Source organism: Streptomyces sp. NPDC005722, from assembly GCF_040630935.1.
Lineage (GTDB): Bacteria > Actinomycetota > Actinomycetes > Streptomycetales > Streptomycetaceae > Actinacidiphila.
This window is the reverse complement of the sequence record NZ_JBEXYN010000014.1, coordinates 80,722-106,140: the sequence shown is the minus strand read 5'-3', so window position 1 is coordinate 106,140 and position 25,419 is coordinate 80,722. Positions and strand designations below refer to the sequence as shown.

The window sequence follows — 25,419 nt, the reverse complement described above, 5'->3', positions numbered from 1 at the left end:
GGGGTGTTCGGGGGTGGAGGGGGTCAGAGGGTGGGGACGGTGCCGCCGTCGATGACGTGCTCGGCTCCGACGATGGCCGACGCGCGGTCGGAGACGAGGAAGGCCACCAGTTCGGCGACCTCCTCGGGTTCGTTGGGGCGGCCGAGGGGGATGCCGCCGAGGGAGTCCATCAGGCGCCCGAGGGCCGCGTCGGTCGTGATGCCCGCCTCGTGGGCGATGCGGTCGACGAGGGCGTCGGCGGCCGCCGTGCGGACGAAGCCCGGGGAGACGGAGTTGACGCGGACGCCGTGCGGGGCGACCTTTGGCCAGGCCCTTGCTGTAGGTCGCCAGGGCGGCCTTGGCCGCGGCGTAGGCGAGGGTGCCGTTCCACAGCGGCATGCGGCGCTGGATGGAGGTGACGTGGACGACGGCGCCCCCGCCGGAGCCGATCATGCCGGGGAGGAAACCGCGGTCGAGGCGGACGGCGGCGAGCAGGTTGGTGTTCAGCTCCTTCGCCCAGTCGTCCTCGCCCAGTGCCGCGAAGCCCCCGGCGGGTGCCTCGGAGTGACCGAGGTTGTTGACGAGGACGTCCAGCCCGCCCACCCGCTCTGTCACCTCGCCGACGACGGCGGCCGCCCCCTCGGGGGTGGTCAGGTCGGCCGCGACGAAGGTCTTCGGGTCGGCGTCCGGCGGCTCGCGGCGGGCCGTCACCAGGACCGTCGCACCGCTCGCGGCCAGCCGACGGGCGATGGCCGCGCCGACACCCTTGGTGCCTCCGGTGACCAGGGCTCGACGGCCGGCCAGTGATTCGTTCGGGGTGATGCTCACACTGCGCTCCGGGGTTACTGCTAGAACAGAAGTTATGACTTCGACCTTAGCACCCACTCGCGGTACCGCACCCCGCCGCCCTCGCCCGGCCCTCGCCGCGCCCTCGGCCCGGAGCCGCGGCCGTGGGCCGCTTCCGTTCCGGCCGGGTCGTGCCATCCTTGTGCCTTCCTCGTCCTCGCCCGGCGCGTGAGCCTGCGCCGGGGACCGCCGGGGCCACCGGGGGACCACACACATCCGCGGACGGACCGCACGGGATTTGTGTTGTCCGGGCGCGGGCGGGCCGTCTCCTGTACGTGGAGGCAGCGCGGTCGCCGGGCGGCCGCGCGGTCGTGGACAGCGAGACCGAGTAGGGAAGAGGCCACATGCGCAAGACGCACCGGAGCGGACCGGGCGCCGGGGTGGTGGCGGCGGCACGCTCGGGCGACCGGCGGGCCCTCGACCGGCTGGTGGCGGAGTGCCTGCCGCTGGTCTACAACATCGTCGGCCGGGCACTGAACGGCCATGCCGACGTGGACGACGTCGTTCAGGAGACGCTGTTGCGCATGGTGCGGGGGCTGTCGGAGCTGCGGGACCCGGCGGCGTTCCGGTCCTGGCTGGTGGCGATCACGATCCGGCAGGTCCGCGACCGTGAGCGGGACCGCGCCGTGGCGCGGCACCGCAGCGCGGAGCTGGAGGACGCCGAACGCATACCGGACCCGGCCCTGGACTTCGCGGGGCTGACGATCCTGCGTCTCGGGCTCACCGAGCAGCGCCGTGAGGTCGCCGAGGCCACCCGGTGGCTCGACGAGGACGACCGCGAGCTGCTGGCGCTGTGGTGGCTCGAGGAGACCGGGGAACTGGACCGGGCCGAACTGGCCGCCGCACTGGGCCTGTCGGACCGGCACGCGGCGGTGCGGGTGCAGCGCATGAAGAAGCAGATGGAGGCGTCCCGCGTCGTCGTCCGGGCGCTGGCCGCCGCGCCCGGCTGCGGCGAGTTGCGCGCGACGGCCGCCACCTGGGACGGTGTGCCGAGTCCGCTGTGGCGCAAGCGGTTCGCGCGGCACATCAGGGGGTGCGGAGCCTGCGTCGGGATGGAGGAGGGTCTGCTCCCCATGGACCGGCTGCTCAGCGGGCTGCCGCTGCTCGCGCTGCCCCCGGCGCTGGACCCGGGGCGGGTGGTCGCCGAAGTGACCGGACACGGCCTGAACGAGCCCGGCCTGACCGGGCACGGTCTGAACGAACACGGTCTGACCGGGCACGGCCTCACCACGCACACCGGGCCCGGGCAGACCCTCCCGGGACCGGCCACCAACGGGCACGCCGCCTCCGGCCCCGCGCGGGCGCCGCGTCCGGCCGGGCGCGGCGCCCACCGGGCCGCCGGCCGAACGGCGTCACGCGGAGTGCGGACCCCGGTCCTGGGCGCCGCGGCCGTCGCGGCGGTGGTGGCCACGGCGCTGCTGGCCGCCCACCTCATGAACGGTCCGTCGGCGGCGCCGGAGGCGGACGCGCTCCCTGCCGTCTCCTCACCCGCCGCCACGGCGGGGGCCACGACCTCGCGCCCCTCCCCCAGCCCGTCCCCCTCGCCCAGCCCGTCGAAGAAGCCCACGAAGAAGGCCGCGTCATCGAAGCCGACCCGGAAGGCCCCCGTGGTCCAGGTCGCCTCGACCGGCAAGAAGGGCGTCGGGGTGTGGACCTTCCCGGGGGTGGGCAAGGCCCTCGCCTCGTCGGGTGCGAGCTGGTACTACACCTGGTCCACGGGGCACCAGGACGTCGCCTCGCCGCCGTCGGGCCGGTTCGTCCCGATGATCTGGGGGCCCGCCTCCGTCACCCCGCAGAACCTGGCCCAGGCGAAGGCGCAGGGCCCGTACCTGCTCGGCTTCAACGAGCCCGACATGGCGCAGCAGTCGAACATGTCGGTGGAGCAGGCCCTTTCACTGTGGCCGAAGTTGACGGACGCCGGCCGGATCGTCGGCAGCCCGGCCGTCGCCACGAACGGGGCCACCCCCGGCGGGTGGCTCGACCGCTTCATGTCGGGCGCCGCGGCCAAGGGCTACCGCGTCGACTTCGTCACGCTCCACTGGTACGGCGGCGACTTCCGCACGGCGGAGGCCGTGTCCCAGCTGACGTCCTACCTGGAGGAGGTCCACCAGCGCTACCACAAGCCGATCTGGCTCACCGAGTACGCCCTGATCGACTTCTCCCACGGCACCCGCTTCCCCACGCCGGAGCAGCAGGCCGCGTTCGTCACCGCGTCCACCAAGGCGCTGGAGCAACTGCCCTACGTGCAGCGCTACGCCTGGTTCGGCCTGGGTGCCGACCCGGCCGAACCCAGCAGCGGCCTGTTCACCGACGGCACGCACACGACTCCCGCGGGCCGCGCCTTCCAGTCGGCCGGCTGAACACGCACAGGTGAAGGCCGCGCCGGCGACCGGGGGGGGTGGGTAGTCGCTGGCGCGGCCGTACTGCTCGGGTTCCCGGACGCGACGGGTTCATGCAGTCGGTCCCGAAAACGGGAAACCCTGTCCGGGCGGGGGCCGTTGGGGGAACCGGAGGGGTGTGCCATGAGGACGCGTCAAAGGGATCGTGACGTCCCCGGGCCGGATGCGGCCTGGAACGAGGTCGCGCCGGCGTTGTGGATGGGCGGGCACTACTGGACGGACCCGCGGGGCGAACTGCAACCGGCCGTGCCGGCCGACGAGTTCGACCCCGTCGTCAGTCTGTTCACGCGCTCCGGGCACGGCCCGGCGCCCGGCGTGGAGCACCTCGTGGCCGAGATCCCGGACGGCCCGCTCACCCCCGGGCAGATCGAGACGGTGCAGGGGCCGGCCCGCACGGTCGCCGGGGGCCGTGGCGAACGGGCGCCGCACGCTGGTGCGCTGCCACTCCGGCTACAACCGTTCCGGGCTGGTCGTCGCGCAGGCGCTGGTCGAGGGGGGTCTGCAAGTGACCGCCGCCGTCGCGCTCGTCCGCGAGCGGCGCTCGCCGTGGGCGCTCAACAACGGGACCTTCGTCGAGTACCTGACCGCGGGCCTGGGCGTGGCGCGGCTGCTCACCGGCCTGGACCCCGCCCTCGGATGACCGCCGCCGCTCCCCGTGGCCGCCCCCGGCTCCCGGTGGCGGGGCGAGCGGTCCGGCGCGTTACTGGAAGACATGCAGGCGACGACCCGCACCCCCGCCCCCCGGTCCGACGGCACGCCTCCCCGCGGCAGGGTGTACCCGTGACGCGCCGCGACGGCTTCGGGCCCGCGCACGGCGTGCTCTGCGGGGCGGCCGCCGGTGCGGCGGGCACGACGGCGCTCAACACCGTGGGCTACCTGGACATGCTGCTGCGCGGCCGTGCCGCCAGCACCGCCCCGGAGACGACCGTCGAGCGGCTCTCCGAGACCACGCACGTGCCGATCCCCGGCGACGACGTCGCCCGCCGCAACCGCACCTCGTCCCTGGGCGCCCTCACCGGCATCGCGGCCGGGGCCGGCATGGGCGCGACGCTGGGCCTGGCACTGGCCTGCGGCTGGCGGCCGCAGACCGTGCTGCTGACGGCGACGGCGACCGTGGGCGCGCTGATCGGGACCAACGGGCCGATGACCGTGCTGCGGGTGACCGATCCGCGCACCTGGTCGCGCTCGGACTGGATCTCCGACGTCGTGCCGCACGTGGCGTACGCCCTGGTCACGACCGCCGTCCTCACAGGGCTCCGGGCGGGACGCGTACGTATTCCGCGATGAGGGCCAGCAGCGCCGTGAGCGCGGCGCCGGGGCGGCGCACCGAGGAGTAGGCGACGCCCATCGACCATTCCAGGGGCGTTCCCGCGACGGGGCGCACCCGTACGCCGGGGTCGCCTGCGGCGACCGCGAAGGACGGCATCACGGCCACGCCCAGGCCCTGCCGGACGTAGTCGGCGGTCGTGGTGATGTCCGTGACCTCGATGACGACGAAGCGCTCCAGCCCGGCGGCGGCGAAGGCCCGGTCGACGACCAGGCGGTTGCCGAAGCCGACCGGCGAGTCGATGAAGGGCTCCCCCGCCAGGTCGGCGAGGTCCACGGCGGACCCGCTCCCCGCCGGGTGGCCGGCGGGCAGGACCGCCACCAGCGGCACCGTGGCCAGGGACCGGATGGTCAGTCCGGCCGGCGGCCTGCCGGGCAGCGAGACGAACGCGACGTCCAGCTCCCCGTCGGTCAGGGCCTGGGCGAGGCCCACGGAACCGCCGATCGGTGCGATGAGGCGGATGCCGACCTGGGGGTGGTCTGCGTGGAAGCGTCCGAAGAGTCCCGGCAGGTCGAGGATGGCGATCGAGGTCATCGTGCCGACCCGCAGGGTGCCGCGCAGCCCTCCGGCGACCTGGCCGACGGCGTCCCGGGCGGACTGTGCGGCGGCCAGCGTGGCCCGCGCCTCGGGGAGCAGCGCGTCACCGGCGGCGGTGAGGGCGACCTGCTTGGACGTGCGCTCGAACAGCGGCGCCCCGAGCTCCCGCTCCAGGGCCCGGACGGCCGCGGACACCCCGGACTGCACGACGTGCAGCCGGCGGGCGGCGCGGGTGAAGTTCAGCTCCTCGGCGACGGCGAGGAAGTACTCCAGGTGACGGAGTTCCATGACTGACCATCCATCAGGCGGATCGATCCGAGCACGAATCATCGTTGGACGAGATGCTAGCGCCCGGCGCACTCTTTGAGGGTTCAATCATTTCGTCCGCCCAGGAGAAGATGTGTCCCCGCAGACGGCCACCGCACGCCGCGCCACCAGGTCCGCCACCCACGCCGGCGCCACCGCCCGTCCTCCCGTCCGTTCCACCCGCCGGAGCCCCCTCGGGCACGGCTCCGGCTTCTGGGTCATCGCCTTCGCCTTCTTCGCCGCCATGGCCTTCGCCGCCGTCCCGGCCCCGCTGTGGGTGCTCTACCAGGCCCGCGAGGGATTCTCGACCTTCATGGTCACGGTTGCCTTCGCCGCGTACGCGCTCGGGGTCGTCGTGAGCCTGTTCCTCGCCGGGCACGTCTCGGACTGGCTCGGCCGGCGCCGCGTCCTGCTGCCCGCCGTGATCGTCGAGGCCCTGTCGGCGGTGATGTTCCTGACGTCCACCTCACTCGGCGTCCTGATAGCCGCCCGTGTCGTCTCCGGCCTGGGCGTCGGGATGATCACGGCCACCGCCACCGCACACCTGTCGGAACTGCACACCGCCGCGCGGCCGCACGCGGGCCGGGGCCGCTCCGACCTGATCTCCACCACCGCCAACATGGGCGGCTTCGCCGTGGGCCCGCTGGTCTCCGGACTGCTCGCCCAGTACGTCGGCGCGCCGCTGCGCACCCCCTACCTGGTCTTCCTGGGACTGCTGCTGATCGCCGCCGCCGGGGTGGCGCTCGTGCCGGAGACCGTGGAACTGGCCGAGGAGCGCCCCGCCTACCGGCCGCAGCGCGTCTCGGTGCCCTCGGCGACGCGCCCGGCGTTCTTCGCCGCTTCCGGGGCGACGCTGGCGGCCTTCGCGGTGCTGGGCCTGTTCACCTCGCTGGGGCCCGCGTTCGTCTCAGGCACGCTGCACCATCCGTCGCGCGCGCTGGCCGGTCTCGTTCCGTTCCTGATCTTCGGGACCGCGGCCGGCGCCCAGGCGCTGCTGCTGCGGGTCTCCGCCCGGGGCCAGATGGCGACCGGCCTGGCCTTGATGGTGGCCGGCCTGGCCGCGGTGACGGCGGCCGTGTGGCTGCCGAGCCTCGGCCTGTTCGTGGCGGGCGGCATGGCGGCGGGTGCCGGTGCCGGGGTGCTCTTCAAGGGCACCGTGTCCACGGTGGTCTCCCTCGCGGAGCCGCACCGCCGCGGCGAGGCCCTCGCGGGCCTGTTCCTGGCCGCGTACATCGGCCTGTCGGTGCCCGTCCTCGGGCTCGGCGTCGGCACGCTGTACGTCTCCCAGCGCCTGGCGCTCCTCGGCTTCGCCGCGGTGCTCGTCGCGATCTGCGCCGCCGTCAGCCGCCGCCTCCTGCGCCGCTGACCTCCGCCTCCCCGGCGGCGGAACCCCGATCCGCCGCCGGGACGCCGGGCGGCACGGGATTCAGGCAGGCGTTGCCGGGGGTTCCCCGCGCTCTGCCCGGCGTTCACCCGGGCGGAGGAGCGTACCGGGGGTCCGTGCACACACCACCCGTTCAGGAGAGCCGCCGTGTGCCAGCCTGGAACCTGTGGAACCTGTGAAGACAGCCACGAACCGTCCCCGGTGCCGCCGGCGGCGGCCGCGGAGGCGTCCGGCCCGGGCCGGCGGGCCCTGCTGATGGCGAGCGGGATCGTCGGCGCGGCGGGCATCCTGACGCTCACGCCGGTGACCTTCGCCGAGGCGGCCGAGGCCGGTACGCCGGAGGGCGGCGAGGTCACCAAGGTGATCACCGGTCATCTGGACACCGGTGTCAGCGACTTCGTGTACCTGCCGGTCGAGGTCCCGCGCGGCGTCAACCAGATCTCGGTGTCCTACGGCTACGACAAGCCGCCCGTCCCGGCCGGCACCCCGGGCAACTCCTGCGACATCGGCGTGTTCGACGAGCGCGGCACCGCGCTCGGCGGCCCGGGCTTCCGCGGCTGGTCCGGCGGGGCCCGCACCTCGTTCACCGTCAACAGCGAGAGCGCCACGCCGGGTTACCTGCCGGGACCGGTGAACCACGGCACGTGGCACATCGTGCTGGGCCCGTACCAGGTCGCCCCGCAGGGCATGGACTACTCGGTCAGCGTGACCCTGCGGTACGGCGCGCCCGGGGCGCGCTTCGTGCCGTCCTACCCCGCCGAGCGCGCCAAGGGCCGCGGCCGGGCCTGGTACCGGGGCGACGCGCACCTGCACACCGTGCACTCCGACGGAAAGCGGCTGCCCTCGGAGGTGGCCGCCGGGGCGCGCGAGGCCGGGCTGGACTTCATCGTCTCCACCGACCACAACACCTCCTCGGCGCACGGCGCCTGGGGCGACCACGCGGGTCCCGACCTGCTGGTCGTCACCGGCGAGGAGGTCACCACCCGCAACGGCCACTGGCTGGCGCTGGGCCTGGAGCCGGGCGCGTGGATCGACTGGCGGTACCGGGCCCGCGACGACGCGTTCTCCCGCTTCGCCCGCCAGGTCCACCGCCAGGGCGGGCTGGTCGTCCCGGCCCACCCGTACTGCCCGTACGTGGCCTGCCAGTGGAAGTTCGGCTACGAGGACGCCGACGCCGTGGAGGTGTGGAACGGCCCCTGGACCTACGACGACGAGTCGGCGGTCGACACCTGGGACGCCATGCTCGGCACCGCGATGCGCACCGGCAACGACTGGCTGCCGGCCGTGGGCAACAGCGACGCCCACAGCGTCCCGCAGGTCATCGGCCTGCCGCAGACCGTGGTGTACGCGGAGGACCTCAACCGCAAGGCTGTGCTGAACGGCATCCGCGAGGGCCGGACCTACGTCGCCGAGTCCTCCTCCGTCACCCTCGCCCTCACCGCGACCGGCGGCGGCCGGCAGGCCGGGATCGGCGAGACGCTGAAGCTCCGCGCGGACGCGCCGGTCGACGTGCGCCTGGAGGTCTCCGGGGTCCCGGACGGCACCGTCCGGTTCATCACCGACGAGGGCCAGATGCACCAGGAGTCGCTGGACGCGGGCGGATCGGGCACCGTCCTCTGGCGCACCACCGCCTCGCTCGCCGCGTACGTGCGGGCCGAGGTGCGCCACCCGAAGGCCGACGGCACGCCCGGCCGGGGCAACACGATGGGTCCCGACCTGCAGTGGGGCCCGATGGCCGCGCTGACCAACCCGGTCATCCTGCGCCTCAGGGACTGAACCCGCGGGCGGGCCACGTGCGCTGCGGGCCGGAGTGGCTTCGGGGCGGCCGCGTAGGCTCGCGCCATGACGATCTCGTACGCGTGGCGCGGCACGTTCGACGACGCCGCCGTGAACGCGCTCCACGCGGAGGGGTTCGGCGGTGGGGGCGCGGACGTCGACTGGACGGCCCGGGTGCGCCGCCACAGCCTCGGTTGGGTCTGCGCGCACCGGGAGGGTGAGCTCGTCGGCTTCGTGAACGTCGCGTGGGACGGCGGCGCCCACGCCTTCGTCCTGGACACCGTGGTCGCCGCGCACTCCCGCCGCTCCGGGATCGGGGCCGGGCTCGTGGCCGAGGCGGTCCGGCGGGCGCGGGCGGCCGGATGCGCGTGGCTGCACGTCGACTTCGAGGACGGGTTGCGCGAGTTCTACGTCGACGCCTGCGGGTTCGTGCCGACGGGCGCCGGCCTCGTCGCGCTCGGCGACGGTCCGGCTCAGTAGCCGGGGAAGAGCGCGCGGAGGTCGTCCACGGTGACGCCGTCGCGCGCGGTCACGCCGTCCTCGGGGCGGTTGCGGCCGTACACCAGGCGCAGCACGGCCTCGGCCGGTCCGGACACCGTCCCCGCGGGTTCGGCCCCCTCGCAGGGCAGGATGTGCACCTCCGAGCCGAGGGCCAGGCACAGCAGGCGCTCGGGGTCGGTGAGCTCCACCGCGATCTGGCGCGGGCCGAGCCGGGTGAGCGTGTCCCCGTCGCGGCTCATCGAGGCGACCATGTCGATCCGGTCCCACAGCAGCGCCACCTCGGGGGCGGGGATCGTCGCGGTCCCGTCCAGTCCCACCGCCACGTCCCAGGTGTGCACGGACTGCTCGGACAGCCAGTAGCCGGTGAAGTCCGTGAAGCCCACGGGCCCGGTGAAGTACGGCACCGTCACCGACGCGCGCACCCCGGCGTCGAGGGAGTCCAGCAGCCCCAGCAGCCCGGTCTCCGCCTCGTGCCAGGCGTCGCGTTGCGCGGCGGGCTTGAGCGGGATCCACTGCTCGGACACGTCCGCGATCTCGTCCCGGGACGGCCGGGTGAGGTCCCCGGTGAGGCCTCGGCGCACGGCCGCGACGCACAACTCGGCGCCCGTGCCCAGGTGGACCAGCACCTGCGCGAGGCTCCAGCCGTCGGCGAACGACGGGCGGAGCAGCTCGTCGCCGGTGAGAGAGCCGACGGTGTCGCCCAGGCGCCGCGAGACCGTGTGCATCGCCGCCAGTCGCAGGTCGCTGGTGTCCATGGCCCTCTCCTCACGGGATCGCGCACGACGGGGAGGGACGTACGCCCCTTCCTCCCAGGCAACCTCGCGGGCCGCCCGATCCCAAGCGGGCGGCCATGCGCGCCCCCGAAGGGGGCCATAAGCGGCGCTTCTGCCGGTTCCCGCGCCGTGCCGCGGGCCCGCCGCCACACGTCCGGCCCGACGCGTGGCGCGGGCGGGGGTCCGGGCACCGAACGGGGTCACAGCGTGGCGTCGAGGTCCTCCGCGTAGTACGCGACGGCCTGCCGGTAGCGGGCGACGTCGGGGTCGGTGCTGCTCTCCGCCAGCAGCGTCAGCAGGATCCGCATCGCCTCGCGGTGCCCGCCGGTGTTGTACAGGGCCATCGCGAGGAAGGTGCGCAGCGCGCCGTCGCGGGGGAAGTCCATCATGGCCGCGCGCAGCAGCCGGACCGCCTCGTCGTAGCGGCCGAGGATCCGGTAGGTGCTGCCCAGGCCCAGCAGCGCGCCGCGCCGGTCGTCCTCCGACAGTCCTGTCCCGCGCAGGGCCTGCTCGTAGAAGGGCACCGCCTCCGCCTCCAGGCCCAGCACGTCGTGCGCCCACGCCGCCTGGTAGGCCACCTCCGCGTCCCCCGGGAACTGCTGCGCCAGGGCGACCAGCCGCTCCCTCGACGCCTCCGCCTCCCCGCGCTCGCGCAGCCCCACCGCGGCCGCCAGCAGCTCTTCCCGCCCCTGATCGTTCTCGTTCATGCCCACATCCTGACAGCCCGGCGCCGCGGTGGTGCACGCGTCGCCATAGTGCGGACCTGGCGGTATGAGCCCGTTGCCGACCGGTTGCTTCGCTTGGGAAGCCAACTTCCGGAAAGCCCGACTCCGGTTCACCTGGAGTGGTTTGATACCTCGCAAGACGCCGGCGGGGACGGGGGACCCGGTACGACGGGCAGGCGGGGTGACGTGTTCCCCGCGCGCCCGGCGGAGCCGGCGTCGGCATCGACCGGGCACCGGGCAGGGGGACGCGGCCGTGAACGGACGTGGCCGCACCAGCGTGTGGCTCGCCGTCACCACGCTCGCCGTCACCGCGCCCGTCGTCTCCACGCCCGTCGTCTCCACGCCCGTCGTCCTGGCGGCACCGTGACCCGGTCCGATGTGACGATCCGCTTCCGCCGCGCGCACGACCCGCGCGCGGCCCGATCCCGGCAGGGGGGATTCCCATGTCCCGGCACATCCGCATCGGTGTGGCCGCGTTCGCCGCGGTCTGCGCGACCGCCGTCCTCATACCCACCCAGGCGCAGGCCGCCGAGTACAGCTCGGCCCTCAAGGTCCGCGGGGCGCAGTACGACGCGCCCGGGCGGGACTCCAACAGCTGCTCCTCGGGCAACACCCGCGGGGAGTACCTGACGATCAAGAACTACTCGGCCTCGGCGACGGTCGACCTCAAGGGCTACGTCGTCAAGGACGCCACGGGCAACCGCTTCGTCTTCACCGCGAGCCACCGCCTGCAGCCCGGGGACTTCGTGAAGCTCCGCGGCGGCCACGGAACGGACTCCGACAAGGGCAACGTGGTCTACCGCGACAACTGCAACTTCCTGTGGAACAACGACCGGGACACGGTCTACCTCTACAAGCCGTCCGGCAGCCGTTCGGACGTCCACGCGTACACCAAGCGCGGCTCGGACGCGGACGGCGACGGCTACGTCCGCTTCCACGGCTGAGGAGCGGCCACCCCGCCCCGTACGCCCGCTGCCCTCCGCGCCGCTCCGCTCAGGCGGCAGCGGCGCCGGGGAGGGGCACAGGGCGGGGGTGGTGCAGGCGGAGGCGGTCCACCCGGCCCGCGGAGTCGTGGGTCATCAGCCACGCGACGGCGGGCGGGCAGTGGTCCGGGTTGTCCGGCGGGTTGACGATGTCCATCTCCCAGACGGTCAGCGAGCGCCCGGCGACGGCGTGGACGAGGCGCTGGCGGATGCCGGCGGTCAGGTCGCACTCCATGCCGCGGATCAGCAGCCCCCGGTCCCCCACCCGCTCCTTCCCGCTGAGCAGGGCGACCTCGGGGGACCAGCGTTCGCGCAGGAGGTCGGCGAAGTGGCCGCGTTCGGCCGCGGCCAGGGTCTCGTGGGCCTCGGTCCTGCTGGCCCTGGTGCGCCGGACGGTGTCGTCGTGGGCGCCGTCCGCGGTGTCGGCGAGCGCCTGGGCGAGCTTGGCCCGGGCCTGGCTGAGCCGGCTGCGGACGGTGCCGACGGGCAGCCCGCAGGCCGTGGCGATCTGCTCGTACGAGCTGACACCGGTGGTGAAGTGGCGCAGGACGAGCGGCAGTCGCAGCGTGGGTGACAGCTGCTCGATGGCCTCCCAGATCCAGTCCCGCAGGGCGTTGCCCTCCAGCCACCGCTCGGGGCCGGAGTCCGCCGCGCGCAGCACCAGGTCGTCGACGGGCGTGGTGGGGACCGCGCCGCGCAGCAGGGAACGGGCGCCGTTGCGGACGACCATCCGCAGCCACGGCCCGACCGCGGCGGGGTCGCGGACGTCGCCCACGCGGCGCAGTGCCGTCAGCGCCGCGTCCTGCAGCACGTCGTCCACGTCGGGCCCGGGGCCCAGGACGCTCAGCGCGACGGCCCGCATGCCGGCCCGGTGACGTTCCAGGAGCACGCCCAGCGCCGCGACGTCACCGGCCTGTGCGGCCCGGGTGAGCACCACGTCCTCGGCACGCGCCGCCACGGACTCGTGCGGGTCCATCGGCTCCCTTCCGCTGTCGTCCCCCTCCAGCGGATGCTACGACGTCGGCGCGGCGCCCCGGAAACGCGTCCGGAGGGCGGACGGCCCGCCCGGGCGCCCGGTGCCCGGGGCGCGCAGCCGGGCCCCGGGGAGGCGCCGAGGTACCGGACGGGCCGCCCCGGCACCCCGGACGGCGCGGGTCAGCCGCCCGCGCGCACCTCCTCCACGTACCGCACCAGGGCCCGCATCCGGTCCGGGGACCACGGCAGGTTCCGCGCGAGTTCCTCGCCGCGCTCGTCCCAGAGCCGCCGCGCGGCGGCCCTGGTCGCCTCGCCGTCCTCTCCCCCGGCGTGGAAGCGGCCGCCCAGGGCGTCCCAGCGGGCGACCAGGTCCCTGACCTCGGGGTCACCGGCGGGGGTGCCCGCCTCGGCGTGCGACAGCAACGCCTCCACGAGCCCGGCCCACTCGGTCCTCGCGGCCTCGACGCCCGCCGGGCCGATCTCGGCCCTGCGCGCGGCCAGTTGCTCCTGCTGCTCGGTGGTGAAGTGGGTCTCGAACACGGACATCATCTCCAGGGTCGTCATGAACTGTTCGGGATCGGGCAGCGACGTCTCCATGCGCCCGAGGAGCCCGCGGAGCTGCGCGGTGAGCTGCTGGATCCGCCCCGCGTGCGCCTCCATGGCGGACAGCTGGGCGGCGAGCAGGTCGCGCATCGAACCGAGGTCCTCCGCGGTGTCGGCGAGGACGCGCTGGATCTCGTCCAGGGGCAGCCCGAGCCCGCGCAGTGCCCGCACCCGGTAGAGCCGCCGCACGTCCCCGGCGGTGTAGCGGCGGTGTCCGGAGGCGGTGCGTGCGCTCGCCCCGAGCAGGCCGATCTCGTCGTAGTGGCGCAGCGTGCGGACGGTCGTCCCGGTGGCGCGGGCCACCTCGCCGATGCTCCACAGCTGCCGGTCGTCGTCGTTCCCGATCACGCCGACAACGCTATGACCTCCCGTTACGGCCGGTTCAAGCCCGCCGCGCGGGCTCGGTCCGGATCGCGCGGTGTTCGACTGCGCCGGCGAGCAGGTCGAGGTCGGCCAACAGAGGCCGGACGAGCTCTCGCCGACGTGGAACAGCGCCGACCCGCGCCGTCCGCACGACCGGCCCGGCTTCGGCCTGTTCCCCAGATGACGCCGGGCCCGCCCCTCAGGCGTGTTCGGGCTTCTGGGCGAGGAAGGTGGCGACGGGGCGCTTCGTTCCGGCGTCGGGTTCCTGGACGAGGCGGGCCGTGACGGTGAGGCCCGCCTCCGCGAGTAGTGCGGCGATGCGCGGGGCCGGGAGCATGTGCAGCGCGTACGAGACGGGGTGGCCGCCGTAGGCGTGCTCCGGGTGGAGGTGCTCGTCCTCACCCACCCAGCCGGCGAGCATCAGGTGACCGCCGGGTGCCAGGACGCGGTGGACCTCGGCGAGGACGACCGGCAGCAGCTCCGGCGGCGTGTGGTGGGTGGAGTAGTAGGCGAGGGCGCCGCCGAGTTCGCCGTCGCCGATGTCGAGCGCGGTCATGGAGCCCACGGCGAAGCGCAGGTGCGGGTGGGCCGCCCGGGCCAGTTCGACCATCCGCGGCGAGAGGTCGACGCCGTGCGCGGGCACCCCCAGTGCGGCCAGGTGCGCCGTCACGTGGCCCGGGCCGCATCCCAGGTCCGCCAGCGGGCCGCGGCCCGCCGTGCGGACGGTCTCGGCGAAGGCCGCCAGCATGGCGCGGGAGAGCGGATCCAGGGCGTCCGGGGTGCTGACCCGGGCGGCGTAGTCCTCCGCGACGGTGTCGTACGACTGCCGGACCGCGGCGAGGTAGGCGTGTTCGGGCACCGGGCGAGCCTACTCAGCGCGCGGGGTCAGCACAGCACCCGCAGCGCCCCCGGGAGGATCCGCGCGGTGACCGGGAGGGCGGCCTCCACCTCTCCGTCGGCGCCGTAGGGCACCGCGCGGTCGGCCTCGATGCGGATCTCCTTGCCGCGCACGATCTCGACCTCGGGGCGGTCGACGTGCGCGCCCGTCCTGAGTTCGTTCATCAGCGCGAAGAAGAGGCGGCGCGGCGCGTCGTGGATCATGACGACGTCGAGCAGCCCGTCGTCGACCCGGGCGGCGGGCGCGATGGCGCGACCGGAGCCGTAGTAGCCGGAGTTGGCGGCGACGACGGTGTAGCCGCGGCGTTCGTGGACGACGCCGTCGACGGTGACGCGGTAGGCGGCGGCGCGCCAGCCGGCCACCGCGCGCAGCCCGCCCGCGTAGTAGGAGGCCGGACCGCGCAGCAGCCGGGCGGTGTTGGCGTGGTGGTTGGCGACGGCGTCGACACCGGCGTAGACGCTGCCGAGGACGACGGTCCGGTCGTGGACCGCCGACTCGACCTCGATGGTGTCGACGGCGCGCGGCTCGTTCCGCAGCAGGACGCGGGCGAGTTCGGCGGGCCCGGAGGGCAGGCCGAGGGCGCGCGCGAAGTCGTTGCCGCGGCCGGCGGGGACGAGGCCGAGGACCGTGCCGGTGCCGCTGAGGGCGCCGCCGATGCCGCCCACGATGCCGTCCCCGCCGACGGCGAGGACGACGTGGCCGCGTTCCCCCGCCCGGCGCGCCAGGTCCTGCGCGTGCCGGAGGCTGTCGCTGTACGCGGTCTCCAGCTCGGCGCCCGCCCCCCGCAGCAGCTTCGCCACCGGGAGGAGGGCCGCCGCCCCGGTGGAACCCCCGGCGGTGGGGTTGACGACGGCCGTGAACGGGCGCATGGGCGTGCCTCCGGTGCGGGTCGGTGCGGTGCGGGGGCGGGGGCGGGTGGGCGGCGGGTGTCCGCGGGACGGATGGTCGGCGGCCGGTCAGCGGACGGGCAGCAGGACACCCGGGTTGAGCAGCCCGTCGGGGTCGAGCGCCTCCTTGACGGCGCGCAGCGCCGCGATGCCGAGCGGGCCCGCTTCCCGGACGTACCAGTCACGGTGGTCGGTGCCCACGCCGTGGTGGTGGGTGATGGTGCCGCCCGCGGCGAGGATCGCCTCGTTGGCGGCCTCCTTGGCGGGGGTCCAGTGCGCCACGGGGTCCTCGCCCTGCGCCGAGACGACGGTGAAGTAGAGGGAGGCGCCGTTCTCGTAGACGTGCGAGATGTGGCACATCACCAGCGGCGGGGTCCCGGCCTCCGTCAGGGTCGTGGTGAGCGCCTCGCGTACGGCGTCGTACAGTTCGGCGATCCGGGACCAGAAGGTCGCGGTCTCCAGGGTCTCGGCGAAGGCGCCCGCGTCGAGGAGCGCGTCCCGCAGGTAGGGGGCGGAGAATCGGCCGTGGGCCCAGCGCTCGCCGGGCTCCTCGCCCAGGTACGCGCCGCCGCACTCGCGCAGTACGGCCGCGGCTTGCTCCCGGCGCAGCGCGGTGTCCTGCGCCGTGCCCTCGTAGCCCGCGATCGCCGTGCAGCCGGCGGACGCGGCCCCTTCCGAGCCGATGGCGTCGGGCTGGGCGAGGCCGACCATCGTCTCGGTCTCGTCGGACAGACGGAGCACCGTCGGGCGGGGTCCGTCCTGGGCGAGCCGGCGCAGCGCCGCGGCGCCCTCGGCGAAGGAGGCGAACCGCCAGCCCTCGTAGACCTTGACCTCGGGAAGCGGGCGGATCCGCACCGTCACGGAGGTGATGACGCCGAGGGCGCCCTCGGAACCCAGGACGAGCTGGCGCAAGTCGGGTCCGGCCGCGGAACGGGGGGCGCGGCCGGCGTCGAGGGTGCCCCGCGGGGTGGCGACGGTCAGGCCGAGCACCATCTCGTCGAAGCGCCCGTAGCCGGCGGAGGCCTGGCCGCTGGAGCGGGCGGCGGCGAACCCGCCGATGGTGGCCCACTCGTAGGACTGGGGGAAGTGGCCGAGGGTGAAGCCCTGTTCGGCCAGGAGTGCCTCGGCCTCGGGGGCGCGCAGCCCCGGCTGGAGGATCGCGGTCCGTGAGACGGCGTCCAGCGAGAGCAGCCGGTTCATGCGGCGCAGGTCCAGGGCGACGAAGGGGCGCGGCCCGTGCGGGGCGAGGCCGCCGACGACGGAGGTGCCGCCGCCGAACGGGACGACGGCGAGGCCGTGTTCGGCGCAGACCGCGAGGACGGCCAGGACCTCGTCGTGGCCGGCGGGCAGCACGACGGCCGCCGGGGTGTCCTCGACGTCGCCGCCGCGGATGCGCAGCAGGTCCGGGGTGGACTTGCCGCGTGTGTGGCGGATCCGGGACTCGGCGTCCGTACGCACGTGGGCCGGGTCGCCGAGGCAGTCGGCGAGGTCCTCCCGGGCCGCTTCGGTGAGCGGGGAGCCGGGTACGGCGATGTCCTCCAGGGCGGCCGGTTCCGCACCGCGGGGCTTGACGCCCAGCAGGTCGCGCAGCAGGCCGGTCACGGTGTCGGGCAGCGGGGCCGCTTCGGCCGGGTCGCCCCAGCCGCTCCACAACATGTCCACGGGCTCGTCCTCACCGGTCGGTCGTCTCTGGGTGTTCGTTCCCGGGGTGTCGTCCCCGCGCCCCTTACCGGGCGTTACACTGTGACACATGACGCCTATTCGTCACAACACCTCGGACAGCGATCCGGTGCTCGACGCGGTCCGCGACTGCGTCCTGGCCGTCGGCGTCCGCCGCACGACCCTGACCGACGTGGCCCGCCGCGCCGGCGTCTCCCGCATGACGCTCTACCGGCGGTGGCCCGACGTGCGCACGCTCGTCGGTGACCTGATGACCCGCGAGTGGGTCTCGGTCGCGGTGGAGGCGATGCCCGAGCGGCGCCCGGGCGCCAGCACCCGGACGCACATGGTCGAGGGGCTGGTGGAGGTGGTGCGCGCCCTCCGCGCCCACCCGCTGTTCGTCAAGATCCTCGACGTCGACCCCGAACTGCTGCTCCCCTACGTGCTCGACCGCCGAGGGGCCAGCCAGGACGCGCTGCTGGAGCTCGTCGCCGGCGCCCTGGAGGAGGGCCACGCGGACGGCTCGGTCCGGGCCGGGCACCTCGTCCTGCAGGCCCGTTCGGTGATGCTCGTTGTCCAGTCGTTCGCGCTCTCGCTGCGCACGATGACCGACGAGGACGACCCCGACCTGAACTCCGCGGCCTTCCTCGGGGAGCTGCGGGACATCCTGGAGAGGATCCTCACCCCATGAGGCCCATGAGCCCCAAGACCCCCACGAGCGGCACGAGTCTCACGAGTGGCCGGCCCGCTTCCCCCGCGCCCTCCCCCGCCTCCTCGCTCACCGCCGCGCGGCGCGCCCGCGAACTGGCCCTGCTCGCCGCGGGCGAGCAGGTGGACGTCCTGGTCGTGGGCCTCGGCGCCACCGGCGCGGGCGCGGCCCTCGACGCCGCGTCCCGCGGCCTGTCGGTCGCCGCGATCGACGCCCACGACCTGGCCTTCGGCACCTCGCGGTGGAGTTCCAAGCTGATCCACGGCGGTCTGCGCTACCTGGCCTCGGGCCAGTTGGACGTGGCGTACGAGAGCGCGGTGGAACGCGGCGTGCTGATGGAGCGCACCGCGCCCCACCTCGTCCGCGCCCAGCCCTTCGTGCTGCCGCTGACGCCGCTGGTCCCGCGCGGCCAGGCCGCGCTGGCCTGGTCGGGCTTCCGGGCCGGCGACGCGCTGCGCCTGTCGGCGCGGACGGCGCGGGCCACGCTCCCGGCGCCGCGCCGGCTGTCCGCGGTCGAGACCCGCCACCTCGCCCCCGCGCTCCGCGTGTCGGGGCTGCGCGGCGGCCTGCTGTCGTGGGACGGCCAACTCGCCGACGACGCCCGTCTGGTGACGGCGATCGCCCGGACCGCGGCGGCGCACGGGGCCCGGGTCCTGACGCGGGTGCGCGCGGTCTCGCTCAGCGGTTCGGGCGCCGTCGTACGCGACGAACTGACCGGCGAGGATCACACGATCCGGGCCCGCGCGGTGGTCAACGCCTCCGGTGTGTGGGCGGGCGGGCTGGTCGACGGCGTACGGCTGCGGCCGTCCCGCGGCACGCACCTGGTCCTGCGCGCCGACGGCCTCGGGGGGCTGCCCGCGGGTCTGCACATACCGGTCCCCGGCGAGGCCAACCGCTTTGTGCTCGTGCTGCCGCAGGGCGACGGCCGGGTGTACGTGGGGCTCACCGACGAGCCGGTCGAGGGGGCGGTGCCCGACGTGCCGGAGGTGCCCGAGACGGACATCGGCTTCCTGCTCGACGTGCTCGGCACGGCGCTCGACGTCCCCGTGCACCGGGACGACGTGGTGGGCGCGTTCGCCGGGCTGCGCCCGCTGCTCGACACCTCCGCCGACCGCTCGGGCCGCACCGCCGACATCTCGCGCAAGCATGCGGTGCTCACCTCGGCCGAGGGCGTCGTGACCGTCGTCGGCGGCAAGCTCACCACCTACCGCCGCATGGCCCAGGACGCCGTCGACGCGGCCGTCACCGCCCGCGGCCTCGGCGCGGGACCCTGCCGCACCGCGTCGCTCCCCCTCGTGGGCGCCGCCGCACCGCACGTGCTCACCGCGCTCAAGGCCCCGCGCCGCCTGGTGCAGCGCTACGGCACCGAGGCCCCCACCGTCCACGCCCTCGGTGCCGCCGACCCCGCCCTGCGGGAGCCCGTCGTCCCCGGCCACCCCGTGACGCGCGCGGAACTGGTGTGGGCCGTCCGCCACGAGGGCGCGCTCGACACCGGCGACCTGCTCGACCGGCGCACACGCGTCGGTCTCGTCCCGGCCGACCGCGAGACGGCGCTCGAGGCGGCCGAGGAGGCACTGGCCGGGGCGTGAACCCGGCCCGGGCTCACGTGGCCGCGGCGACCCCGGGCGTACGGTCCCGGGCGCGCCAGCCGGTTTCGAGGCGGTCGAGGAGCGCGCGGAAGGAGGCTTCCGCCCGCTCCTCGTCGCCGTCGGCGAGGAGCGCGACGAGCGTGCCGAAGGAGCCGTTCACCAGCAGGCGGGCCTCGATCCGGGCGTGTTCCCCGTCCATGCCCAGGCCCTCGAAGACCGGGACGAGGAGATCGGTCCACTCGGCGACCAGACCGCCCAGGTAGGGGCCGTGCCGCTCGGGGTTGAGCATCGAGGAGGCCATCACCTGGAAGTACAGCGGCAGCAGCGGACGGCGCTCCGGGCCTCGGATCTCCCGCCACAGCACCTCCGCCAGGTGCCGCACGGCGGCCGCGTCCCGGGGGGTGCCGGTGACGGCGAGGACGCGCTGGAAGCGCAGGATCGGGCGGTCGGTGTCCAGCGCCAGCGCCTCGGCGACCAGGCGTTCCTTGCTCCCGAAGTAGTAGAGGAGCATCCGGTCGCTGGTGCCCAGCGCCTTGGCCATCGGCCGCAGGGACAGCTCCGCCAGACCGTGCGACACCACGTACTCCCGTACGCGGTCGAGGAGTTCCCGCCGTTTCGCGGGATCGGCCCGTCGTGGCATCACGTCCTCCGATGGGTGATTCGTACGTTTAATCCGGTTGTGCCGGTTTGTTTACTGTAGCACCCGCTACATGTATATTCGGTAGACGTAGCGACTGCTACAGGAATGGCCGCCGGGCTCCGAGCCGCTGCCGCCGGAAGGCCACCGACACCGAAGGGAATGATCATCATGGCCGTCGAGGCCGTCGGCACGGACGAGGCGTGCACCCCCGCGTCCTGGCTCGCCAGGCAGTTCAGGCTCTGGTCGCGGGTCCTGGAACCCGTGCGCCCCCTGCACGCTCCGGCCGGACGCACCACCACCCGGGGCTCCTCCTGGCCGCTGGAGCGCGAGCTGACCTCCGTCGGCCGCGCCCGCGGACTGGTCACCGCGCGGACCGCCGAGTGGGGCCTCGGCGATCTCACCGACACCGTGGAGCTGCTGGTCAGCGAGCTGGTCACCAACGCGCTGCGGCACGCGCGCGGCCCGGTCCGGCTGAACCTGCGCGTCCACGAGTCACGTCTGCGGTGCGAGGTCGAGGACGTCAGCCCCCGGGCCGCCGTCCGGCGCGTCGCCGACAGCGAGGCGGAGGGCGGGCGCGGCATGGAGATCCTCGACCTGCTCAGCGACGCCTGGGGCTCCGACCGGACGGCGACGGGCAAGACGACGTGGTTCGAGCTGACGGTGGCCGCCGCCTGAGGGGGCGGGCGGGCGCGGCCCCGTGACACGGCGGCTACCCGCCAGTAGCCTCTGTTCCGTCGTCAGCGGCGGGAGAGCAGCGGTGAGCGTGCCGGACCACAGTTCAGTCGAGGCCTTCTTCGAGCGGGTGGCGGACGAGCGCTTCGTCCCGACCGGGTACACACGCGGCCCCTGGGACGCCGCGAGCCAGCACGCCGGGCCGCCCGCGGCCCTGCTCGGCCGCGCGGTGCAGACGCGTCCGGGCGCCCGCGAGGACATGCGCCTGACCCGGATCACCTTCGAGATCCACAGCCCCGTGCCGCTCGCCCCGCTGACCGTGACCACCCGGGTGCTGCGCGAGGGACGCAGCGTGGAACTGGTCGAGGCCGCCCTGACTCCCGACGGGGGCGCGGAGGTCATGCGGGCGCGGGCCCTGCGCATCCGCACCGCGCCCGGCACCGTCCCGGCCGCGGGGCCCGCCGCGGCCCCGGGCACCGGTCCCGACGCGAACTCCGGCGCCGCCTCGCCCGAGCCCCCGGTTCCCGGGCCCCGGCAGGCCCGTCCCGAGCCCTTCTTCCCCGTGCCGTGGGACACCGGCTACCACACGGCCGTGGAGGCCCGGTTCGCCGCCGGCTCCTTCCTCGACCGCGGACCCGCGACCTGCTGGCTGCGGATGCGCGTCCCGCTCGTCGCGGGCGAGAAGACCGCTCCCCTGGACCGCGTCCTGGTCGCCGCGGACTCCGGCAACGGCGTGAGCAACGTGCTGGACTTCGCCACGCACCTCTTCGTCAACCCCGACCTCACCGTCCACCTCCACCGCCACCCGGCGGGCGAGTGGGTGTGCCTCGACGCCCGCACCACCGTCGACCCGTACGGGGTGGGCATGGCGGAGACCGCCCTCCACGACGAGCAGGGCCCCATCGGGCGCGGCGTGCAGAGCCTGTTCGTGGCCCCGCGCAGGTGAGCGGCGGGGCCGCGGGGCCGGCGGGCGGCCCGGCCCCGGCCCCCGGCTCAGCCCAGGAGTTCCGCGGCCACCGCGGAGGCGACGGCCGCGTCGAGGGCGCCCACGCCCGTCAGGTCGGCGATCGTCACGGCCGCGTCAGCGCGCTCCCGCGGGGTCACGAGCAGGGCGCCGAGGGGGACGTCGGCGTCCGCCCGGACCGCGCCCGCACGGACGGCGTGCGCGAGGTCACCGTGGTGGAGGCACTGCTCGTGGTCGTCGGTGGCGATGACGGCGGCGCGCGAGAACAGCGCGGGCGGCAGCTCGTTCTTGTGCGGCATGTCGGCGCCGACGGCCGTGACGTGCGCGCCGGGGCGGACCGCGGCGGCGTCCAGCACCGGGGCGGTGGCCGGTGTGGCGGTGACGACGACGTCGGCGGCCGCGGCCTCCGCCGCGGTGGCGGGGACGGCGTCCAGCCCGTGCGCGGCGAGGCGCTCGCAGAGGGCGGCGGTCCGGCGTGCGTCGCGGCCGTGGACGTGCACCCGGCCGACGGGACGCAGCATCGCCAGCCACCGCACCTGCAGCCGCGCCTGCTCTCCGGTGCCGAACACCCCGACGCTGCGGGCGCCGGGGCGGGCCAGCGCGTGGCCGGCGAGCGCCCCCGCGGCCGCGGTGCGCCAGGCGGTGAGGCGTCCGCCGTCGTCGAGGACGGCCCGGACCCGGCCGGTGTGGGCGCTGATGACGCAGACCAGCCCGTGGTTGACGGGTTCGCCGCGATCGGGGTTGCGGTAGAAGCCGGAGGCGATCTTCACGGTGAAGTCGTCGGAGCCGTCGATCCAGCCCGTCTTCACGTGGCAGTCCCCGTCCGCGGCGGGGAAGGTCAGGTGCGTCGGTGGCGGGACCGTGGTGCGGCCGGCCGCGTGGGCGATCAGCGCGGTGCGGACGGCGTCCAGCACCAGCCCGGGCCGCGCGGCGGCCTCGATCTCCTCCGGGCCCAGGACGGGGACGCTCATCGGCGTGCTCGCAGCCAGCCGGCGAGGGCGTCCAGCGCGGGAGCGGGGTCGCGGCGGCCGATGCCGACGCGGAAGCGGTCGGCGGGCGTGTCGGTCAGCTCGGAGCGGTAGATGCTCGCGGGCAGCAGCAGCACCCCGGCCTGCTCGACGAGTTCGGTGCAGAAGCGCTCCACGCCCTCGGTGCCGAGGTAGCGGGGGTAGGCGACGCAGCCGCCGTCCGGGGCCCGCCACGTGAACAGCTCGTCGAACCCGGCGAAGAAGGCGTCGAAGAGCGGGATGTTGGCGGCGATCAGGGCGCGGTTGCGCTCCAGGATCCGGTCGCGGGCCTTGAGGGCGATCCGGGCGAGCACCTCGCTGGGCGCCGCGTTGCAGATGGTGGTGTAGTGCTTGGCCCGCTCCAGCCGGGAACGCAACTCCCGGTCCCGGCAGGCGATCCAGCCGATCCGCAGCCCGGGCAGGCCGAGCGACTTGGACGTGACGTTCAGCGACAGTGCCCGTTCCGAGAGGTCGGCGGCCTGCGGCAGGGTCCGGGCCGGGTCGCGTTCGAGACCGCGGTAGACCTCGTCGCTGAACAGGTGGATGCCGCGCTCGTCGCAGAGTTCGACCAGGCGCGCGAAGTCGGCGGCGCCGATGACCTTGCCGGTCGGGTTGTTGGGGAAGTTGACCGAGACCACGCGGGTGTTCGGGCGGAGCGCCGCCGCCACCCGGTCCACGTCCAGGGTCCAGTCCCGCCCGGGGTCGAGCGCGACGCCCGTCACCTCGCACAGGGAGAGGGGCACGGTCTCGGCGGCCTGGTAGTTGGGGGTGACGACGACCGCGTGGCCGTCCGGGCCGAGGAGCACCTGCATCGCCAGGTAGAGGGCCTCCTCGGCGCCGGCGAAGCAGATGACGTCGTCGGCGCCGGCCCGCTCGTACGTCGCGGCGATCGCCTCGCGCAGCCCGGGGTCGCCGTGCGTCCGCGTGTAGCCGAAGGAGAGCGTCTCCCAGGCGTGCAGGTCCTCGGTGTCGGCGAGTTCCAGCAGCTCGGGGAGGGTCATCGTCTCCGCGTCGGAGGCGGTCAGGTGGTGACGGGCGGTGAACTCCCAGCGGGAGAAGTAGGTTTCCAGCCGGAAGTCGGGCAGTCGGCTCACGGGTGCTTCCTCTGTGCTTTGAGATCGGCGAGCAGGGCGTAGACGGTGGAGCGGGACGCCTGCAGCGCGCCGGCCACGACCGGTACGGCGCGGCGCATCGCGAACACCCCGGCCCGGTCGAGTTCCTCGAGGATCGCGAGGCGGTCCTCACGGCCGAGGCGTTCCACCGGGCAGCCCCGGTCACGGGTGTAGGTGCCGACGGTCCGCTGGACGTGCTCGGTCCAGTCCTGCTCGAAGAGCGGCTCGGGGCGCGGCACGGTGGGCGCGCCGAAGGCGGCGAGCACCGAGGCCGCCTGCTCCAGCGGCGTCCGGTCGAGGTTGACGCACAGCACCGCCGAGGGCTCGCCGCCGGCGTCCCGCAGGACGGCGCTGACGGAGGAGAGCCTGCGCCCGTCGCCGAGCAGCTTCTCGTAGGGGCCGTAGACGTCGTGCCCCGACGGGTCCAGCCCGTCCAGTTCGCCGAGCAGCGAGGGGTCGCCCGCGGTGCGCCGGGTCATCGGGTTCCAGATGCCGAGCACCCGGTCGTCCGCCACGTCGTGCAGGACGACCTCGGCGTACGGGCTCAGCAGCAGGGCCACGGCCTGGCACACCGGGGCCCACTGCCGCACCCGGGGGTCGTTCTCGTCGACGCGCGCCTTCTCCATGACTGGACTGTACGTCCAGACTGGACGTACAGTCCAGCCCAGGACGTACGGTCCAGCCCGCTCGGACCCCGAGGCGCCGGGGGGCGCCCCGCTACGCCGCGTCGAGGTCCCGGTGGACCGCGCGGGAGACCGCCTCGATGGTGGCGATGCCGGAGGCCATCGTCCGGTCGTCGTCGGTGAGGACGGTGATGCTGTAGTCGTGCCCGCCGCCGGTGAAGGCGCCGAGGCTGTGCACCCGCCAGCCGTGGGTGGCACGGGAGAGCCAGCCGTTCTTGACGTGGACGCCCGCCGATCGCGGCGCGCCCGCGGGGGTGCCCCAGCGCTGGGAGGGCTCGACCTCGCCCATCAGCTTCAGGGCGTAGGCGCGCGCCTCGTCGCCGAGCACTCCGTTCGGCGCCGTGAGCAGGTCCATCAGCTTCTGCTCGTCCGCGGCGGTGATCCGGGTGAGCCCCCAGGCCCCGGCGCCGTCCGGCACGGTGTGGCGCATCCCGGCGGCGGCCAGGAAGTCGTTGACCTTGGCGACGCCGAGCTGCTTCCACAGCGCGGTCGTGGCGTCGTTGTCCGACTTCGTGATCATGGCGGTGGCGAGCGCGGCCTCGCGGTCGGTGAGGTGGCGGTGGTGCTGCCGCACGTCCCGCAGGAGGGTCGCGAGCACGGTGACCTTGACCGTGCTGGCGGAGTCGAAGTGCTGCTCCGCGCGCAGCGTGCACGACGTGCCGGTCGTGCGGTCGTGCACGGACACGGCGGTACGGGCGGTGCTGCCCTCCAGCGCCTTGGTGATGTCCCGCTGCAGTGCCGCGGCCAGTGCGGGTGCCGCCGAGCTGCAGCTGACCCGGGGTGTCGCGGCGGCGGCCTGCGCGGTCGCGGCACCGGCGGCCACGGGGACCGCCACCCCCGCGACGACCGCCGCCGTCATGGCTCGCCGGGTTATTCGCGTATGACCCATGTCACTCCGTCCATCGGGTTGCTGCCGGCCGGGCTGACTGCCCAGTGTCGGTGGACGGTTGGGCCGGACGGGATGTGACGTCCGCTACGTCGCGACGGGTCGGCGGGCGCTTCGCCGGGTCCGGTGCGGCACGGTTCCGGGCCGGGCCGACCGATCGCCGGGGCACACCTCGGGCGCCCTCGCGTGGCCCCGGCGCGCGGCCGCCGCGCTCCCCCGCGGCGGCGGTCCGGACG

Annotated in this window: 25 protein-coding genes and 1 pseudogene; 12 read left to right on the top strand and 14 right to left on the bottom strand. The window is 74.9% G+C overall.

From position 1 onward, the window contains the following. Window positions 1-23 precede the first annotated feature (23 nt). A pseudogene (locus ABZ479_RS18475) lies at window positions 24-807 on the bottom strand (SDR family oxidoreductase). 362 nt (window positions 808-1,169) lie between these two features. Between ABZ479_RS18475 and ABZ479_RS18470 the strand changes: the two are divergent. The 3 genes from ABZ479_RS18470 (at window position 1,170) to ABZ479_RS18460 (ending at window position 4,511) form a co-directional block, all read left to right on the top strand. Further along, window positions 1,170-3,185, top strand: a complete 2,016-nt coding sequence (locus tag ABZ479_RS18470; RefSeq protein WP_500462555.1) for a sigma-70 family RNA polymerase sigma factor — start codon at window positions 1,170-1,172, stop codon at window positions 3,183-3,185. 448 nt (window positions 3,186-3,633) lie between these two features. Then, a complete protein-coding gene (locus tag ABZ479_RS18465) occupies window positions 3,634-3,864 on the top strand; it encodes a hypothetical protein (RefSeq protein ID WP_500462554.1) in 231 nt (76 codons plus the stop codon). 140 nt (window positions 3,865-4,004) lie between these two features. After that, a complete protein-coding gene (locus ABZ479_RS18460; RefSeq protein ID WP_499608375.1) occupies window positions 4,005-4,511 on the top strand; it encodes a hypothetical protein in 507 nt (168 codons plus the stop codon). Here the strand turns inward: ABZ479_RS18460 and ABZ479_RS18455 are convergent. Continuing rightward, window positions 4,471-5,376 (bottom strand): LysR family transcriptional regulator, encoded by a 906-nt coding sequence (locus ABZ479_RS18455; RefSeq protein WP_500462553.1) that lies wholly within the window; start codon window positions 5,374-5,376, stop codon window positions 4,471-4,473. The genes ABZ479_RS18460 and ABZ479_RS18455 overlap by 41 nt on opposite strands. A 112-nt stretch (window positions 5,377-5,488) precedes the next feature. Between ABZ479_RS18455 and ABZ479_RS18450 the strand changes: the two genes are divergently transcribed. The 3 genes from ABZ479_RS18450 to ABZ479_RS18440 all read left to right on the top strand — a co-directional run bounded on the left by ABZ479_RS18450 (window position 5,489) and on the right by ABZ479_RS18440 (window position 9,034). Continuing rightward, window positions 5,489-6,760 (top strand): MFS transporter, encoded by a 1,272-nt coding sequence (locus ABZ479_RS18450; RefSeq protein ID WP_500462552.1) that lies wholly within the window; start codon window positions 5,489-5,491, stop codon window positions 6,758-6,760. Between the two features lie 273 nt (window positions 6,761-7,033). Continuing rightward, window positions 7,034-8,554, top strand: coding sequence for a CehA/McbA family metallohydrolase (locus ABZ479_RS18445; protein ID WP_500462619.1), 1,521 nt, complete (start codon window positions 7,034-7,036; stop codon window positions 8,552-8,554). A gap of 66 nt (window positions 8,555-8,620) precedes the next feature. Further along, a complete protein-coding gene (locus ABZ479_RS18440) occupies window positions 8,621-9,034 on the top strand; it encodes a GNAT family N-acetyltransferase (protein WP_500462551.1) in 414 nt (137 codons plus the stop codon). Here ABZ479_RS18440 and ABZ479_RS18435 read toward each other — a convergent pair. Together ABZ479_RS18435 and ABZ479_RS18430 are read right to left on the bottom strand one after the other, a co-directional pair. Further along, window positions 9,028-9,810, bottom strand: a complete 783-nt coding sequence (locus tag ABZ479_RS18435; RefSeq protein WP_500462550.1) for a maleylpyruvate isomerase N-terminal domain-containing protein — start codon at window positions 9,808-9,810, stop codon at window positions 9,028-9,030. The two genes, ABZ479_RS18440 and ABZ479_RS18435, sit on opposite strands and share 7 nt — an antisense overlap. A gap of 218 nt (window positions 9,811-10,028) precedes the next feature. After that, on the bottom strand, window positions 10,029-10,535 hold the full coding sequence (locus tag ABZ479_RS18430; protein ID WP_500462549.1) for a tetratricopeptide repeat protein: 507 nt from the start codon (window positions 10,533-10,535) through the stop codon (window positions 10,029-10,031). 461 nt (window positions 10,536-10,996) lie between these two features. Between ABZ479_RS18430 and ABZ479_RS18425 the strand changes: the two genes are divergently transcribed. Beyond that, complete coding sequence (locus tag ABZ479_RS18425) at window positions 10,997-11,497, top strand: lamin tail domain-containing protein (RefSeq protein WP_500462548.1); 501 nt, start codon at window positions 10,997-10,999, stop codon at window positions 11,495-11,497. A gap of 49 nt (window positions 11,498-11,546) precedes the next feature. Here ABZ479_RS18425 and ABZ479_RS18420 read toward each other — a convergent pair whose 3' ends face one another. Then, a complete protein-coding gene (locus ABZ479_RS18420; protein ID WP_500462547.1) occupies window positions 11,547-12,512 on the bottom strand; it encodes an RNA polymerase sigma factor in 966 nt (321 codons plus the stop codon). A gap of 179 nt (window positions 12,513-12,691) precedes the next feature. Then, a complete protein-coding gene (locus ABZ479_RS18415) occupies window positions 12,692-13,462 on the bottom strand; it encodes a MerR family transcriptional regulator (RefSeq protein ID WP_500462546.1) in 771 nt (256 codons plus the stop codon). A 70-nt stretch (window positions 13,463-13,532) separates the two neighbouring features. Here ABZ479_RS18415 and ABZ479_RS18410 point away from each other — a divergent pair, with 70 nt between their 5' ends. Continuing rightward, entirely contained in the window at window positions 13,533-13,661 is a 129-nt protein-coding gene (locus ABZ479_RS18410) for a hypothetical protein (RefSeq protein ID WP_500462545.1), read from the top strand. A gap of 15 nt (window positions 13,662-13,676) precedes the next feature. Here the strand turns inward: ABZ479_RS18410 and ABZ479_RS18405 are convergent, their stop codons facing one another. The 3 genes from ABZ479_RS18405 to ABZ479_RS18395 form a co-directional block, all read right to left on the bottom strand. Then, window positions 13,677-14,336 (bottom strand): class I SAM-dependent DNA methyltransferase, encoded by a 660-nt coding sequence (locus tag ABZ479_RS18405; protein ID WP_500462544.1) that lies wholly within the window; start codon window positions 14,334-14,336, stop codon window positions 13,677-13,679. A gap of 26 nt (window positions 14,337-14,362) precedes the next feature. Further along, window positions 14,363-15,244, bottom strand: coding sequence for a YegS/Rv2252/BmrU family lipid kinase (locus ABZ479_RS18400; protein ID WP_500462543.1), 882 nt, complete (start codon window positions 15,242-15,244; stop codon window positions 14,363-14,365). A gap of 87 nt (window positions 15,245-15,331) precedes the next feature. Further along, window positions 15,332-16,924, bottom strand: coding sequence for an FAD-binding oxidoreductase (locus ABZ479_RS18395; RefSeq protein WP_500462542.1), 1,593 nt, complete (start codon window positions 16,922-16,924; stop codon window positions 15,332-15,334). A gap of 88 nt (window positions 16,925-17,012) precedes the next feature. On the opposite strand from ABZ479_RS18395, the gene ABZ479_RS18390 reads away from it, so the two are divergent. Next, window positions 17,013-17,612, top strand: a complete 600-nt coding sequence (locus ABZ479_RS18390) for a TetR/AcrR family transcriptional regulator (RefSeq protein ID WP_500462541.1) — start codon at window positions 17,013-17,015, stop codon at window positions 17,610-17,612. 5 nt (window positions 17,613-17,617) lie between these two features. After that, complete coding sequence (locus ABZ479_RS18385) at window positions 17,618-19,219, top strand: glycerol-3-phosphate dehydrogenase/oxidase (RefSeq protein WP_500462540.1); 1,602 nt, start codon at window positions 17,618-17,620, stop codon at window positions 19,217-19,219. Between the two features lie 13 nt (window positions 19,220-19,232). Here the strand turns inward: ABZ479_RS18385 and ABZ479_RS18380 are convergent, their stop codons facing one another. Further along, a complete protein-coding gene (locus ABZ479_RS18380) occupies window positions 19,233-19,859 on the bottom strand; it encodes a TetR family transcriptional regulator (protein ID WP_500462539.1) in 627 nt (208 codons plus the stop codon). Window positions 19,860-20,018: 159 nt separating this feature from the next. Here ABZ479_RS18380 and ABZ479_RS18375 point away from each other — a divergent pair, with 159 nt between their 5' ends. Further along, window positions 20,019-20,534, top strand: coding sequence for an ATP-binding protein (locus ABZ479_RS18375; protein ID WP_500462538.1), 516 nt, complete (start codon window positions 20,019-20,021; stop codon window positions 20,532-20,534). A gap of 82 nt (window positions 20,535-20,616) precedes the next feature. Then, the gene (locus tag ABZ479_RS18370) at window positions 20,617-21,477 is read left to right on the top strand and encodes a thioesterase family protein (protein ID WP_500462537.1); all 861 of its coding nucleotides are present in this window, start codon (window positions 20,617-20,619) and stop codon (window positions 21,475-21,477) included. A 47-nt stretch (window positions 21,478-21,524) separates the two neighbouring features. On the opposite strand, the gene ABZ479_RS18365 is transcribed toward ABZ479_RS18370, so the two are convergent. The 4 genes from ABZ479_RS18365 to ABZ479_RS18350 form a co-directional block, all read right to left on the bottom strand. Then, entirely contained in the window at window positions 21,525-22,466 is a 942-nt protein-coding gene (locus ABZ479_RS18365; protein ID WP_500462536.1) for an ornithine cyclodeaminase family protein, read from the bottom strand. Then, window positions 22,463-23,596, bottom strand: a complete 1,134-nt coding sequence (locus ABZ479_RS18360; RefSeq protein WP_500462535.1) for an aminotransferase class I/II-fold pyridoxal phosphate-dependent enzyme — start codon at window positions 23,594-23,596, stop codon at window positions 22,463-22,465. The genes ABZ479_RS18365 and ABZ479_RS18360 overlap by 4 nt, the downstream gene beginning before the upstream one ends. Next, window positions 23,593-24,240 (bottom strand): helix-turn-helix transcriptional regulator, encoded by a 648-nt coding sequence (locus ABZ479_RS18355; RefSeq protein ID WP_500462534.1) that lies wholly within the window; start codon window positions 24,238-24,240, stop codon window positions 23,593-23,595. The genes ABZ479_RS18360 and ABZ479_RS18355 overlap by 4 nt, the downstream gene beginning before the upstream one ends. Window positions 24,241-24,331: 91 nt before the next feature. Continuing rightward, complete coding sequence (locus ABZ479_RS18350) at window positions 24,332-25,156, bottom strand: serine hydrolase (protein WP_500462533.1); 825 nt, start codon at window positions 25,154-25,156, stop codon at window positions 24,332-24,334. Between the last annotated feature and the right edge of the window lie 263 nt (window positions 25,157-25,419).